Genomic DNA, 14,091 nt, shown 5'->3' with positions numbered 1-14,091 from the left:
CAGTTCCGCTTCCAGGGCGGCAAGGCTAGGATTGCCGCCTTAAAACAAACGAAGGGAGCAAGCATGGGCCACATCGATCCGACCAAGGAGATCTTCGCGCAATTCCGGGAGAACGATCGCCCGGGCCCGATCCACATGCTCAACCTGGTGCGCTTGCGGAAAGAAGCGGCCTACCCCGACGGCCGCAAGGCCAGCGGCGCGGAAGCCTACGCCGCCTATGGCCGCGAGAGCGGCCCGGTGTTCGAACGCCTCGGCGGCCGCATCGTCTGGCAAGGCAGGTTCGAGCTGATGCTGATCGGCCCGCAAGAGGAACGCTGGGACCGTTGCTTCATCGCCGAATACCCGAGCGTTGCCGCCTTCGTCGAGATGATCCGCGATCCCGTCTATCGCGAGGCGGTGAAGCATCGCCAGGCGGCGGTGGAGGATTCGCGGTTGATCCGGCACGCTGTGCTGCCGGTGGGGAAGAACTTTGGGGAGATACCAGCGTAGGCGCAATCGGCGATCTCTCCCCGTCATCCTGAGGCGCGAGTGGCGCGATGCAAAGCATCGCGCCGGGAGCCTCGAAGGATGCACGGCCCCGATGCTTCCGCGCCGCCACCAGCGGGGCCGTCGCCCTTCGAGGGTCGCCGAAGAGGCGGCCGCCTCAGGGTGACGGTGGTAGATCGGGCGAAGCCCCCCAAAAAAATCGGCGGCCAGATGGCCGCCGATCGCCGTTCAGAGTTGAACAACCACTAACCCGCCGGACCCGCATCCTCCAGGATCGGGCCGAACAGTTCCCAGCGCTCGCCGTTGAACTTCATCATCTGAAGCTGCTTGTTGACGCGATAGTCGGTCGCCGAGGTGTTGGCCTTGATGCCGGGCAGGGCGATGTCGTTGGTGACGTCCTTCAGCGATGCCGCCTGCTTCATGACGTTCTCGCGCGTCAGATCGTCACCGCACTGCTTCAGCACGTGGACCAGGAGCTGGGCGGTGCCGTAGCCATAGGTGTTGAAGTTCGAGTCCTTGTCGCCGTCCGGATAGTACTTCGCCATGAAGTCGAAATACTTCTTCAGGCCGGCGTCGTCCTTCCAGGTCGGATCGAGCGGTTCCTTGCCGTAGTTGACGCTGATCAGGCCCTTGGCAGCCTCAAGGCCTGCCGGCTTCAACACCGCACCGACCGAGGTGGCGTTGATGTCGACGATCTGGACCGGATGCCAGCCCATTTCGGCGATCTTCTTGATCGCCTGCGCGGCCTGCTTCGGGGTTGTCGCGCTGAAGAACAGATCGGTGCCGGCGTCCTTGATCTTGAGGATCTGCGAGTCGACCGTGGGATCGGAGACTTCGTAGGACGCTTCGGTCACGACCATCTTGGCGGCCTTGTCGCCGAGGCCGGCCTTGAGGCCGTTCAGATAGTCCTTGCCGAGGTCGTCGTTCTGATAGAGCACGCCGATCTTGGCGTCCGGATGCGCCTTCAGAATGTATTGGCCGTAGATTCGGCCTTCGACGAAGTAGTTGGGATTGTAGCCCATGGTCCACGGAAAGTTCTTCGGATCGGTGAACCTCGAGGCGCCGGTCGCTGCGAACAGCTGCGGCACCTTCTTGGAATTGAGATATTTCTGCACGGCCGCGTTCACGGGCGTGCCGATGATCTGGAAGGTCAGCAGCACCTCGTCGCTCTCGACCAGCTTGCGGATCTGCTCCACGGCTTTCGGCGGCGAATAGGCGTCGTCATACTGGATCAGATTGATCTTGCGGCCGTTGATGCCGCCCTGGTCGTTGATCATCTTGAAATAGGCGGCCTGGGTCTTGCCGATCGACGAATAAGCCGACGCGGGTCCCGAAAACGGCATGGTCTGTCCGACCTTGATCTCGGTGTCGCTGGCGCCCGGATCATATTTTTTCTGGGCATTGGCCGCAGAGATCGACAGCGCCAGGGTCAGCGCCGTTGCCGTGGCCAGATGCAGCATTCCATTCCTCATTCGCAATTCCCTCAGTTTGTTATTGCAAGTGATCTGACCGGCGCGCGCTTGCGCGTCGGACGTCACCGCTGAGGGCGAGTGTGGAGGAGGCGTTGCTGCGACGCAAGGTGGGAAGAGACACGCAGTTCGTAGGGTGGGTTAGACGGCGTCTGCGCGTAGCGCGGGCGCCGGCGTAACCCACCACTTCTGTCACCGCGGAGATTAGAGAGGTGGGTTACGCTCAGCGGTTTGCGCTTCGCGTAATCCGCTGCGCTAACCCACCCTACGATCCGTTCCCGAAACTAACCCGACGGGCCCGTGTCTTCGATGATCGGCCCGAACAGCTCCCAGCGTTCGCCGTTGAACTTCATCATCTGCATCTGCTTGTTGACGCGGAAGTCGTTCGGCCCGGTGTTGATCTTGATGCCGGGCAGCGCGAGGCTCGGCGTATAGCCCTTGATGTTGGCGACCTGCTTCATGACGTTCTCGCGCGTGAGGTCGTCGCCGCATTGCTTCAGCACCTGCGTCAGCAATTCGGCCACCGAATAGGCATAGGTGTTGACGGTGTTGAGCTTGTCGCCCTCAGGGAAATACTTGTCCATGAAGGCGAAGAAGGCCTTCACGCCCGGATCGTCCTTCCACTGCGGATCGCCCGGCTCCTTGCCGTATTGGGTCGAGATGATGCCCTTGGAGATGTCGAGGCCGGCCGGCTTCAGCGTCGCCGAGATCGGGCTCGCATTGATGTCGAGGATGTGCACCGGCGTCCAGCCGAGGTCGGCGAGCTTCTTGATCGCCTGCGCCGCGAACTTCGGCGTCGAGGCATCGTAGAACACGTCGACGCCCATCGACTTCAGCTTGACCACCTGCGAGTCGACGGTGGGATCGGTGACCTCGTAGGAGACCTCGCCGACGATCATGCTGGCGGCCTTGTCGCCGAGACCGCTCTTGAGGCCCGCGAGATAGTCGCGGCCCATGTCGTCATTCTGGTAGAGCACGCCGATTTTGGCGTTCGGATGCTCCTTGAGAATGTATTTGGCGTAGATGCGCCCCTCGGACACGTAGTTGGGATTATAGGCGATGGTCCAGGGATAGTTCTGCGGATCGTTGAACCGTGCGGCTCCGGTGGAGGCCAGAAGCTGCGGCACCTTCTTGCCGTTGAGATATTTCTGCACGGCGGCGTTGGCCGCGGTGCCGATCAGCTGGAACGTGAACAGCACCTCGTCGCCTTCGACCAACTTGCGCACCTGCTCCACCGTCTTCGGCGGCGAATAGGCGTCGTCATACTGGATCAAATTGATCTTGCGGCCGTTGATGCCGCCCTGATCGTTGATCATCTTGAAGTAGGCGGCCTGCGTCTTGCCGATATTGGCGTAGACGGAGTAGGGCCCCGAGAACGGAACGGTCTGGCCGATCTTGATCTCGGTGTCGCTCGCGCCGGTGTCGTATTTCTTCTGGGCGAGGGCTTGGCTGGCGGAGAATGCGAAGGCGAGCGCTGTCGTGGCAGCTAGGAAAGCTCTGCGATTGGTCATGTTGGGTTGTTCCTCCTGACGGAATTTTCGGCCGATGGTCTTTTTCCGTTGTTGCAACGGTCGCCATCGCTGCCGGAGATTGTGGAGGAAGGGCAGGCGCCGCGCAAGGATCGCGGCGCTGCGCCGAAGCGTCTCAGGCGAGAAACAATGCAACCAGCGCGACCGCCGCCGGCACCGCCTGCACGATCAGGATCCGCGTGCTGACGGTCGCCGCGCCATAGGCGCCGGCCACGATCACGCAGAGCAGGAAGAACACCTTGATCTGGAACGCGAAGGCCGGATTGCCGTGGACGAGGCCCCAGATCAGGCCGGCGACCAGGAAGCCGTTATAGAGCCCCTGATTGGCGGCCAGCACCTTCGTGATTGCGGCCTTCTCCGGCGTGTTGCGAAACACCTTCAGGCCCTGTGGCTTGTCCCACAGGAACATTTCCAGGATCAGGAAGTAGGCGTGCAGTGCGGCGACCAGCGCCACCAGGACATTGGCGATCAAGTTCAAGTTGAGCTCCCCCAAAAGCGTCAGCTTTCGGGTGGACGTTAGCACGGCTGCCATGGCAAGTGCGATGGGTGTGTTTCGATTGCCTGGTGCTGCAATGCCCGTTCGATCAACCAAGACGCCTGAACGTTTCGGCCTCGATCGCATGGCGACGCCGATCGGGATCGCGCTGCTGGTCACCGATGCCGAGGGCAATCTGCGTGCGCTCGACTGGGAAGACTATGAGCACCGCATGCGCGAGCTGTTGCGCCTGCATTACGGCGCGGTGGAGCTGAGTGATCAGCCCGCGCCGACGGCGATGCGCATTGCGCTGTCGGGTTATTTCGACGGCGATCACGATCAGCTCTCAGGGATTGCATGGCGTATCGCAGGGACGCCATTCCAGCAAAAGGTCTGGACCGCGCTTGCCAAAATCCCTGTTGGCACCACGCTGAGCTACGGCGCGCTCGCGGCAAGGATCGATACGCCAAAAGCCATTCGCGCCGTCGGCCATGCCAACGGCTCCAACCCGATCAGCGTCGTGCTGCCCTGCCATCGCTTGATCGGCGCGGATGGCTCGCTGGTGAAATACGGCGGCGGCCTCGAGCGCAAGCGCTGGCTGCTGCGGCACGAGGGGGTGGAGGTTTGAAGGCGCCGTCGTTCCGGGGCGATGCGAAGCATCGAACCCGGAACCTCGAGATTCTCAGGTGCGCGATTGCGCACCATAGCTCGCCGCTTGCGCGGCGCCCGGGAATGACAAGGGAGGATCACGCCGCCGGCTGAACCGCCTTGTCGCCGGCCATCACATGGGTCAGCGCGCTCTTGATCGCGGACTGCCGCGTCGGCGCGTTGATCTGCGCGCCCAGCAGGTCGGTGACGTAGAACACGTCGCGGGCACGCTCGCCGAAGGTCGCGACATGGGCCGAGGCGATGTTGAGGTTGAGCTTCGAGATCGCGGTGGTCAGCTCGTAGAGCAGGCCGGGGCGGTCGAGGCCGGACACCTCGATCACGGTGTAGCGGTCGGACCATTGGTTGTTGATGGTCACTTCCGGCTCGATCACGAAGGGCTTTGCTTTGCTGCGCACGGTGCGCCGCGCCACCACTTCGGGCAGGCGCAGCTTGCCTTCGAGCACGTCCTCGATCATCTCGCCGATGCGTGTGGCTCGGCGGCCCTCGTCCTCGTCGCGGTCGTATTCCCTGGAGATCGAGATGGTGTCGAGCGCACGGCCGTCGGTCGTGGTGTAGATCTGCGCGTCGACGATGTTGGCGCCGGCCGAGGCGCAGGCGCCGGCGATGATCGACAGCAGCCAGGGATGGTCGGCGGCGAAGATCGTGAGCTCAGTGACCCCGCGCACCTCGTCGAAGCCGACATTGATCGCGAGCTTGTGGCCGGCCTGCTCGCTTGAACGCACGAAGCGGGCGTGGCGGATCTTGCGCGGCAGTTCGACCTTGAGCCAGTAGGCCGGATAGTGCCGGCCGATATAGGCATCGAGCTCGTCCTTCGGCCATTCGGCGAAGGCCATGCGGAACTCGGCATGCGCGGCCGCGAGGCGCTTGCCGCGGTCGACTTCCGAGAAACCGCCGGTAAGCACCGGCTCGGTCTCGTAGTACAGCGAGCGCAAGAGCTGCGCCTTCCAGCCGTTCCACACGCCGGGACCGACGCCGCGGATGTCGGCGGTGGTGAGGATCGTCAGCAGCTTCATCTGCTCGACCGATTGCACCACGGCGGCAAAGTTCTCGATGGTCTTGCGATCGGAGAGGTCGCGCGACTGCGCGACCGTGGACATCGTCAGATGTTCCTCGATCAGCCAGGCCACGAGTTCGGTATCAGCCGGGCTGAAGCCGAGCCGCGGGCAGAGCCGCCGTGCCACCTTGGCGCCGGCGATGGAGTGGTCTTCCGGCCGGCCCTTGGCGACGTCGTGCAGGAGCGTTGCGATGTAGATCACCGCGCGGTGCTCGGGTCTCGTTTTGCGCATCAGGTCGCTGGCGAGAGCGAACTCCTCGATGCCGCCGCGCTCGATGTCCTGCAGGAAGCCGATGCAGCGGATCAGATGCTCGTCGACGGTGTAGTGATGATACATGTTGAACTGCATCATCGAGACGATCTTGCCGAAGGCGCGGATGAAATGGCCGAGCACGCCGGTCTCGTTCATCCGCCGCAGCACGATCTCGGCATTATCGGAGGTCAGGATCTCCATGAACAGCCGGTTCGCTTCCGGATTCTCGCGCAGCTGCGCGTTGATCAGGCCGAGCGAGCGCGTCACGTCGCGCATCGCATCCGGATGGAAGGCGAGGTTGTTCTTTTGCGCCAGGCGGAAGATGCGGATCAGATTGACCGGATCGTGCTTGAACACGTCGGGCGCGGCGACGTTGATGCGGTTGTTGTCGACGATGAAGTCGTCGCTGTCAGGGACCCGCCGCTTCACCGCCGTCGGGCGCAGCCGCGCCATCATCCGGCTCAGGACCGGCGCGGGCTTGGCCTGCTGGTCCTCGAGCTTGGCGCAGAGGATGGCGGTGAGGTTGCCGACCTCCTTGGCGACCAGGAAGTAGTGCTTCATGAAGCGCTCGACGTCCTGCATGCCGGGATGCGAGGTGTAGCCGAGCCGGACCGCGATCTCGCGCTGCAGGTCGAAGGACAGGCGCTCCTCGGCGCGGCCAGAGTAGAAATGCAGATTGCAGCGCACCGACCAGAGGAAGTCGGCGCAGCGGCGGAAGCTGCGGTATTCCTGCGCGTCGAATACGCCGCGCTCGACCAGCTCGTCGGTGTCGCGGACGCGGTAGACGTACTTTGCGATCCAGAACAGCGTGTGCAGGTCGCGCAGCGCCCCCTTGCCGTCCTTGACGTTGGGCTCGACCAGATAGCGGGACTGGCCGCCGCGGCGATGCCGTTCCTCGCGCTCGGCGAGCTTGGCCGTGACGAATTCGGATGCGGTGCCCTGCACCACTTCCTTGTCGAAGCGCTCGACCAGCTCGTCGTAGAGCGGCTGGTCGCCGGTGAGGAAGCGCGTTTCCAGGATCGCGGTGCGGATGGTCATGTCGCCGCGCGCCTGCCGGATCGATTCGTCGACCGAGCGCGTGGCGTGACCGACTTTCAGCCCCATGTCCCAGAGGCAATAGAGGATGGCTTCGGCGACCTGCTCGCCCCAGGCGGTCTGCTTGTAGGGCAGGATGAAGAGGAGATCGATGTCGGACTCGGGGGCCATCAGGCCGCGGCCATAGCCGCCGGTCGCGACCACCGCCATGCGCTCGGCGCCGCTCGGGATCGGCGAGCGATAGAGATGGCGGGTCGCGGCCGAATAGAGGATGCGGATGATCTCGTCCTGCACGTGGCACAGCCGCTCGGCGCAGCGGCGGCCGTGACGGTCCTTCAGCAGGATGGCCTGCGCCGCGGCGCGCGCCGCGATCAGCTCGGCCTTGAGCAATTGCGCCATGGCGGTGCGGAACGCGTCCTCGCGTCCCTCGTGCTTCTCGGCAAGCGCATCGACCGCGGCGGTGATCCGCGCGGTGTCGAAGCGATCGTCCACCTGTGGCTTCTGCTCAGTTGCGACGCTGTCCATGTCTCACCGGATATAAGAGGTGACAGGCGCTGTCACCCGTCATTCGCTGGCAATAGTCGTTCCGTGCTGGAAAAGGCTGGCTTCGGGCAAATCTGTTCTCGGCGGGCGCCCTTTCAAGGGTCGGATTTTCTCGTTGACCTCTAGATATAACTCATTGAAAAACAATGAAGTTTTGGAGGAGGCCGGGCATGACTGGGATTACACGACGCATTCTGCTGGCGGGCGCAATGACGCTTGCTTTGATCCCTGCGGCGCAGGCCGCCGATCCACTCAAGGAAATCCGCATCGACTGGGCGACCTACAACCCGGTGTCGATGGTGCTGAAGCAGAAGGGGCTGCTGGAGAAGGAGTTCGCCAAGGACGGCATCACCATCACCTGGGTGCAGTCGGCCGGCTCGAACAAGGCGCTGGAATTCCTCAACGCCGGCTCGATCGATTTCGGCTCGACCGCGGGCTCGGCGGCGCTGGTGGCGAAGATCAACGGCAACCCGATCAGGTCGATCTATGTCTATTCGCGTCCCGAATGGACCGCGCTGGTGACGGGCAAGGACTCCAAGATCGCTGATGTCGCCGACCTCAAGGGCAAGCGCGTCGCGGTGACGCGCGGCACCGATCCGCACATCTTCCTGGTGCGCGCGCTGCTGGGCGCGGGCCTGACTGAAAAGGACATCACGCCGGTGCTGCTCCAGCATGCCGACGGCAAGACCGCTTTGATCCGCGGCGACGTCGATGCCTGGGCCGGTCTCGATCCCATGATGGCGCAGGCCGAGGTCGAGGAGGGCGCAAAGCTGTTCTATCGCAAGGCCGATGCCAACACCTGGGGCATCCTCAATGTACGCGAGCAGTTCTTGAAGGATTATCCGGATGCCGCCCGCCGCGTGCTCGCGGTGTACGAGGAGGCGCGCAAATATTCGCTGGCGAATTACGACGAGCTGAAGAAGACCTTCATCGCGGTGACGAAGCTGCCCGAGGCGGTCGTCGACAAGCAGCTCAAGGAGCGCACCGAGCTCACCCACAGCCGCATCGGCGCGCCGCAGCGCGAGTCGATCCTCGCCGCGGGCCTCGCCCTGCAACAGGCCGGTGTCGTCGATGCCAAGGTCGACGTGAAGGCGACGCTCGATGCCCTGATCGACGACCAGGTCCCGCTGCCGACGAATTAGTCGGCAGGGAAGAGGCAAGCGCACGCACCACACTCCGCCGTCGTCCCGGGGCGCGAAGCGAACCCGGGACGACGGCTGAGGACGCGGCAAGAGTAGTGTTGCATTCCCTCGTCAGACGCGCTTCCTACCGGCCATGATCTCCGACGCGCCAGTGCTGCAACAATCATCGGAACCAGCCGAGAGCGCCGCCGCGGCTTCGCGGCTGTCGCGCTATGCGCGGCCGGTGCTGGGGCTGCTGCTGCCGGTGACGCTCGCACTCGGGTGGGAGCTCGTGGTCTGGTCCGGCTGGTCCAACGGGCGCCTGGTGCCGCCGCCCTCTCGCATCTTCACCACCATCACCGAGCTCGCCCGTTCCGGCGAACTGGTGCGTCACATCACTGCGACGCTGTGGCGTGTCGGCCTCGGCTTCGCCTTCGGCGTGGTTGCGGGGACGCTGCTTGGTGCGATCTCCGGCTACTGGTCGCTGGCGCGCCGGCTGCTCGATCCGACCGTGCAGGCGCTGCGCGCGATCCCGTCGCTTGCCTGGGTGCCGCTGTTCATCCTGTGGCTCGGCATTTTCGAGACCTCGAAGATCGCGCTGATCGCGGTCGGCGTGTTCTTCCCGGTCTATCTCGGGGTGATGGGCGCGATCCTCTCGGTCGATCGCAAGATCGTCGAGGTCGGCCGCACCTTCCGTCTCTCCGGCTTTGCGATGATCCGCCGCATCCTGCTGCCTGCTGTGCTGCCGGCTTACGTCGTGTCGTTGCGCGTCGGTCTTGGCCTCGGCTGGATGTTCGTTGTCGCGGCCGAGCTGATCGGCGCCTCCGAAGGCCTCGGCTATCTCCTGCTCGACGGCCAGCAACTCGGCAAACCCGCGCAGATCCTTGCCGCCATCGTGATCTTCGCCATCCTCGGCAAGCTCACCGACTGGCTGATCGAAGTCGCCTCCGCGCCGTTCCTGCGCTGGCAGGACGCCTTTGGTCGCGCGAAGGGAGCTTGAGGCGATGCTGGCGCTCGACCGGGTCAGCAAGACCTATCCCAACGGCGTCGAGGCGCTGGCGCGCTTCTCCGCCGAGATCAAACAGGGCGAGATCATCGCCATCATCGGCGGCTCCGGCTGCGGCAAGTCGACATTGCTCCGTGCCATCGCCGGCCTCGATCGCGCCAGCTCCGGTACGGTGACGCTCGATGACGAGGCGATCGCTTCGCCGCATGCCAAGATCGGCATCATCTTCCAGGAGCCGCGGCTGCTGCCCTGGCTCAGCGTCGCCGACAATATCGGCTTCGGCCTCGCCGATCTGCCCGCGGCCGAGCGGCGCGCGAAGGTGGCTCGCGCGCTGGAGCGCGTCGGGCTTGGCGACAAGGCACAGGCCTGGCCGCGCGAGCTTTCGGGCGGGCAGGCGCAGCGCGTCGCGATTGCGCGGGCGCTGGTGCCACAGCCCGAGGTGCTGCTGCTCGACGAGCCGTTCTCCGCGCTCGACGCGTTCACGCGCAGGGATCTGCAGGATCATCTGCTCGACCTCTGGGCCGACACCCGCCCGACCTTGATCCTCGTCACACATGACGTCGACGAGGCCGTGGTGCTGGCTGATCGCGTACTGGTGATGCGGCCGCGGCCGGGCCGGCTGTTCGACCAGATCGAGATCAATCTCGGCCGGCCGCGCGACCGCAATTCGCCGCTGTTCGAGAATTTCAAGCGAAGTGTGCTGACCTCACTCGACCGTTCGCTCGACCGCAGCGTGCCCGACCGGGACGCAACCCAGGGTCCCGGCCAGGCCATGTGGTGGTGACAATGTCTCTCTGAGCCGGTACATCGAGGAGCGATTTTTCCGGGAGAGAACAATGGACGCCGCTGAACTGCGCCAGATGCAGGCCCCGATCAAGGAGCGCTACAAGACCGATCCCAAGGCCGCGCTGATCACGTTGAAGGCCAAGGGTTCCACCGACAGCGAAGGTATCGCGTGCAAGGTCGAGACCGGCCGCGCCATCGCGATGGCCGGCCTGCATCCCGCCACCGGCGGCTCCGGCCTCGAGCTCTGCTCCGGCGACATGCTGCTGGAAGCGCTGGTGGCTTGCGCCGGCGTCACGCTGAAATCGGTCGCGACCGCGATCGAGGTGCCGCTCAAGGCCGGCAACGTCTATGCCGAGGGCGATCTCGATTTCCGCGGCACGCTCGGCGTCGACAAGGAGACCCCGGTCGGCTTCGCCGAGATCCGCCTCCGCTTCGAGGTCGATACACCGGCGCCGCAGGACAAGCTCGATCTGCTGCTCAAGCTCACCGAGCGCTATTGCGTCGTCTACCAGACCATCAAGAACGGCCCGAAGGTCTCGGTGTCGATGCAAAGGATGTGAGATGAGGACCGCAGCCTGACAATCGGTGTCGTCCTGGCGAAAGCCAGGACCCATTACCCCAAGCGCCGATTGTCTCGCGGTACCGGCAACTACGACCGTCCAACACAGCGAAGCCTGTGGTTATGGGTCCTGGATCTGCGCTTCGCTTGTCCAGGACGACGAATGAAAAATGCCCCTCGACCTCCACTTCATCCTTTTCCTGCTCCTGCGCATGGCGATCGCGGCGGCGTTCGTGGTGACGGCGTCTGTTATCACCGAGCGCTCGGGGCCGGTGATCGGCGCGTTGATCGCGACCCTGCCGGTGTCGGCAGGTCCGTCCTACGTCTTCCTTGCGATCGATCATGACGCCGCCTTCATCGCGCAGGGCGCGCTGGCGAGCCTGCCGGTGAACGCGGCGACGATCTTCATGTGCCTCACCTATGTCGTGCTGTCGCAGCGGCGCGGCCTCGTTGTGAGTTGCGGAAGCGCCATCGCGGTGTGGATCGTGCTTGCATCGATCATCCGCCAGTTCGAGTGGTCGCTCACCGCGGGCCTTGCCGCCAATCTGATCGCATTCGGTATCTGCATTCCGCTGCTTGCAGGCTATCGCCACGCGAAAATGCCGCTGGTGACGCGCCGCTGGTATGACGTCCCGATGCGGGCTGCGCTGGTCGCGACCCTTGTCGCCATCGTGGTCTCGACCTCCGGCTGGGTCGGTCCCCGCATCAGCGGCATCATCGCGCTGTATCCGGTGGTGTTCTCCAGCATCATGCTGATCCTGCATCCGCGCATCGGCGGTCCGCCGACGGCCGCCGTCCTCGCCAACTCCGCGTGGGGCCTGCTCGGATTCGGTATGGCGATTGCCGTCATGCACGTCGCGGTGGTGCAATTCGGCTCGGCTGTCGGTTTGACTCTCGCACTCGGCACCTGCGTCACCTGGAATCTGACGCTGTGGGGGATCGGCCGGCGCGCGATGCGCAAGGCGCGACAGCAGCCGTGAGACTACGGACAAACACGACATAGCGTCGCGCGAATACGTTATGCCAAGCTCAATTCGCGCCGATGAGATGATGCGGCATCTCCTCAAGCCGTTGAATGAGAAGCCTCATTTCAAGTTCTGCCGTTCTTTCCCGGCCTGAACGCCTCTGTCCATCGCGCGGACATGCCGATCCATCGGCCGCCGAATTCCGACATTTCTATTAGAACTTTGTTCGAGCTTTTCCCGTACGAATCGGATCGCACACCAGCTTCCGATCCCGTCCGCGCAAATTGGCGCGGCTCTCTTTTTCAAGCGAACGGCCCACGGGAGCCGCAGACTGAGATACGGCGACGCTGCCGCGCGGTCACATCCCTGGTTCCGACGGGCGCGTCCCCATCGGTGGTTTTTCGAGATGGAGATTGTTTGATGTTTGGTCGCAAGTCCCGCAGTGATTCGGACGCACAACTCGCCGCCATCGGCCGCTCGCAGGCGATGATCGAATTCAACCTTGATGGGACGATCATCACGGCCAATAAGAATTTTCTCGATGCCCTCGGCTATCGGCTCGACGAAATCCAGGGCAAGCATCACTCCATGTTCGTGCCGGCCGACCAGCGCGACAACGCCGAGTACAAGGCATTCTGGGCCGCACTGAACCGTGGCGAGTATCAGGCGCGCGAGTTCAAGCGGATCGCGAAGGGCGGCCGCGAGGTCTGGATCGAAGCATCCTACAATCCAGTGCTCGACGGCAACGGCAAGGCGGTGATGGTCGCCAAGATTGCGACCGACATCACCCAGAAGAAGATCCGGAGCATGACGGACGCCTCGAAGATCGCCGCCAGCAGCCGTGCCCAGGCCGTGATCGAGTTCAAGCTCGACGGCACCATCGTGACCGCCAACGAGAATTTCTGCAAGGCGCTCGGCTACTCGCTGGCCGAGATCGAGGGCAAGCATCACAGCATGTTCGTCGAGGTCGCCGAGCGTGACGGCGCCGCCTATCGTCAGTTCTGGGCTGCGCTCAACCGCGGCGAATATCAGGCCGGCGAGTTCAAGCGCATCGGCAAGGGGGGCCGCGAGGTCTGGATCCTCGCCTCCTACAATCCGCTGCTCGACGAGAAAGGCAAGCCGTTCGGCGTCGCCAAGTTCGCAACCGAAATCACCGCGGAGAAGCTGAAGAACGCCGATCTCGCCGGTCAGATCGCGGCGATCGACAAAGCCCAGGCCGTGATCGAGTTCAACATGGACGGCACGATCATCACCGCCAATACCAACTTCCTCGCCACGCTCGGCTATTCGCTGGCCGAGATCAAGGGCAGGCATCACAGCATGTTCGTCGAACCCAGCGAGCGCGACGGCGCGGCCTATCGCGAGTTCTGGGCCGCGCTCAACCGCGGCCAGTACCAGGCGGCCGAGTACAAGCGCATCGGCAAGGGCGGCAAGGAGGTCTACATCCAGGCCTCCTACAATCCGATCCTCGATCTCAACGGCAAGCCGTTCAAGGTCGTGAAATATGCCACCGACACCACGCGGCAGGTGCTGGTCCGCATGGGCAACGAGCGCGTCCGCGGCATGATGGAATCGGTCGCCGCCGGCTCCGAGGAGTTGAATGCCTCGGTGCGGGAGATTTCCGAGGCGATGACCAAGTCGCGCGAGACCGCGATGAGCGCGGTGGATCAAGTTGCCGCCGCCGACGCCCAGGCGCAGCGCCTCACCGAGGCCGCGCAGGCGATGAGCGGCATCGTCGAGATGATCAACAACATCACCGGTCAGATCAACCTGCTCGCGCTCAACGCCACGATCGAATCCGCCCGCGCCGGCGAAGCCGGCCGCGGCTTCGCGGTGGTCGCCTCCGAAGTGAAGAGCCTCGCCAACCAGGCCAAGCAGGCGACCGACAAGATCGGCCAGGAGATCGGCAGCCTCAACGGCATCTCCGGCGACGTCGTCAGCGCGCTCGGCTCGATCAAGCAGGCGATCAACAATGTCAGCGAATACGTGACCTCGACCGCCGCCGCCGTCGAGGAGCAGAGCACGGTCACGAACGAGATGTCGACCAGCATGCAGCGCGCCGCCGCGGAAGCCGCGGCGATCGCGGCGCGGGCGTAAGGCTGGAATCGTAGGGTGGGTAAAGGCGCGCGCACTTCGCGCGC

The 14,091-nt window shown here is 64.0% G+C and carries 12 protein-coding genes; 8 read left to right on the top strand and 4 right to left on the bottom strand.

The window, feature by feature from the left end; translation table 11 throughout:
- Positions 1–63: 63 nt before the first annotated feature.
- Entirely contained in the window at positions 64–489 is a 426-nt protein-coding gene (locus IQ16_RS00905) for a DUF1330 domain-containing protein (RefSeq protein WP_018644334.1), read from the top strand.
- Between the two features lie 242 nt (positions 490–731).
- On the opposite strand, the gene IQ16_RS00895 is transcribed toward IQ16_RS00905, so the two are convergent.
- The 3 genes from IQ16_RS00895 to IQ16_RS00885 all read right to left on the bottom strand — a co-directional run bounded on the left by IQ16_RS00895 (position 732) and on the right by IQ16_RS00885 (position 4,016).
- A complete protein-coding gene (locus tag IQ16_RS00895; RefSeq protein ID WP_026312190.1) occupies positions 732–1,958 on the bottom strand; it encodes an ABC transporter substrate-binding protein in 1,227 nt (408 codons plus the stop codon).
- Positions 1,959–2,239: 281 nt separating this feature from the next.
- Entirely contained in the window at positions 2,240–3,466 is a 1,227-nt protein-coding gene (locus tag IQ16_RS00890; RefSeq protein ID WP_018644336.1) for an ABC transporter substrate-binding protein, read from the bottom strand.
- Between the two features lie 133 nt (positions 3,467–3,599).
- A complete protein-coding gene (locus IQ16_RS00885; protein ID WP_080648090.1) occupies positions 3,600–4,016 on the bottom strand; it encodes a DUF1304 domain-containing protein in 417 nt (138 codons plus the stop codon).
- Positions 4,017–4,056: 40 nt separating this feature from the next.
- On the opposite strand from IQ16_RS00885, the gene IQ16_RS00880 reads away from it, so the two are divergent.
- The gene (locus tag IQ16_RS00880; RefSeq protein ID WP_018644338.1) at positions 4,057–4,587 is read left to right on the top strand and encodes a methylated-DNA--[protein]-cysteine S-methyltransferase; all 531 of its coding nucleotides are present in this window, start codon (positions 4,057–4,059) and stop codon (positions 4,585–4,587) included.
- A 118-nt stretch (positions 4,588–4,705) separates the two neighbouring features.
- On the opposite strand, the gene IQ16_RS00875 is transcribed toward IQ16_RS00880, so the two are convergent.
- Positions 4,706–7,495 carry a [protein-PII] uridylyltransferase gene (locus IQ16_RS00875; protein WP_018644339.1) on the bottom strand — a complete coding sequence of 930 codons (2,790 nt, stop codon included), beginning with the start codon at positions 7,493–7,495 and terminating at the stop codon, positions 4,706–4,708.
- Between the two features lie 188 nt (positions 7,496–7,683).
- On the opposite strand from IQ16_RS00875, the gene IQ16_RS00870 reads away from it, so the two are divergent.
- From IQ16_RS00870 to IQ16_RS00845, 6 genes are all read left to right on the top strand, one after another.
- A complete protein-coding gene (locus IQ16_RS00870) occupies positions 7,684–8,655 on the top strand; it encodes an aliphatic sulfonate ABC transporter substrate-binding protein (protein ID WP_018644340.1) in 972 nt (323 codons plus the stop codon).
- A gap of 133 nt (positions 8,656–8,788) precedes the next feature.
- The gene (locus tag IQ16_RS00865; RefSeq protein ID WP_018644341.1) at positions 8,789–9,634 is read left to right on the top strand and encodes an ABC transporter permease; all 846 of its coding nucleotides are present in this window, start codon (positions 8,789–8,791) and stop codon (positions 9,632–9,634) included.
- Positions 9,635–9,638: 4 nt separating this feature from the next.
- A complete protein-coding gene (locus IQ16_RS00860) occupies positions 9,639–10,424 on the top strand; it encodes an ABC transporter ATP-binding protein (protein WP_018644342.1) in 786 nt (261 codons plus the stop codon).
- Between the two features lie 52 nt (positions 10,425–10,476).
- A complete protein-coding gene (locus IQ16_RS00855) occupies positions 10,477–10,986 on the top strand; it encodes an OsmC family protein (protein ID WP_018644343.1) in 510 nt (169 codons plus the stop codon).
- 169 nt (positions 10,987–11,155) lie between these two features.
- Positions 11,156–11,965, top strand: coding sequence for a hypothetical protein (locus IQ16_RS00850; protein ID WP_018644344.1), 810 nt, complete (start codon positions 11,156–11,158; stop codon positions 11,963–11,965).
- A 405-nt stretch (positions 11,966–12,370) separates the two neighbouring features.
- A complete protein-coding gene (locus IQ16_RS00845; RefSeq protein WP_026312191.1) occupies positions 12,371–14,047 on the top strand; it encodes a methyl-accepting chemotaxis protein in 1,677 nt (558 codons plus the stop codon).
- Positions 14,048–14,091 lie beyond the last annotated feature (44 nt).

It is taken from the genome of Bradyrhizobium huanghuaihaiense (assembly GCF_007830635.1).
Taxonomy (GTDB): Bacteria; Pseudomonadota; Alphaproteobacteria; order Rhizobiales; family Xanthobacteraceae; genus Bradyrhizobium; species Bradyrhizobium huanghuaihaiense.
This window is presented reverse-complemented; position numbering and strand designations above follow the sequence as displayed.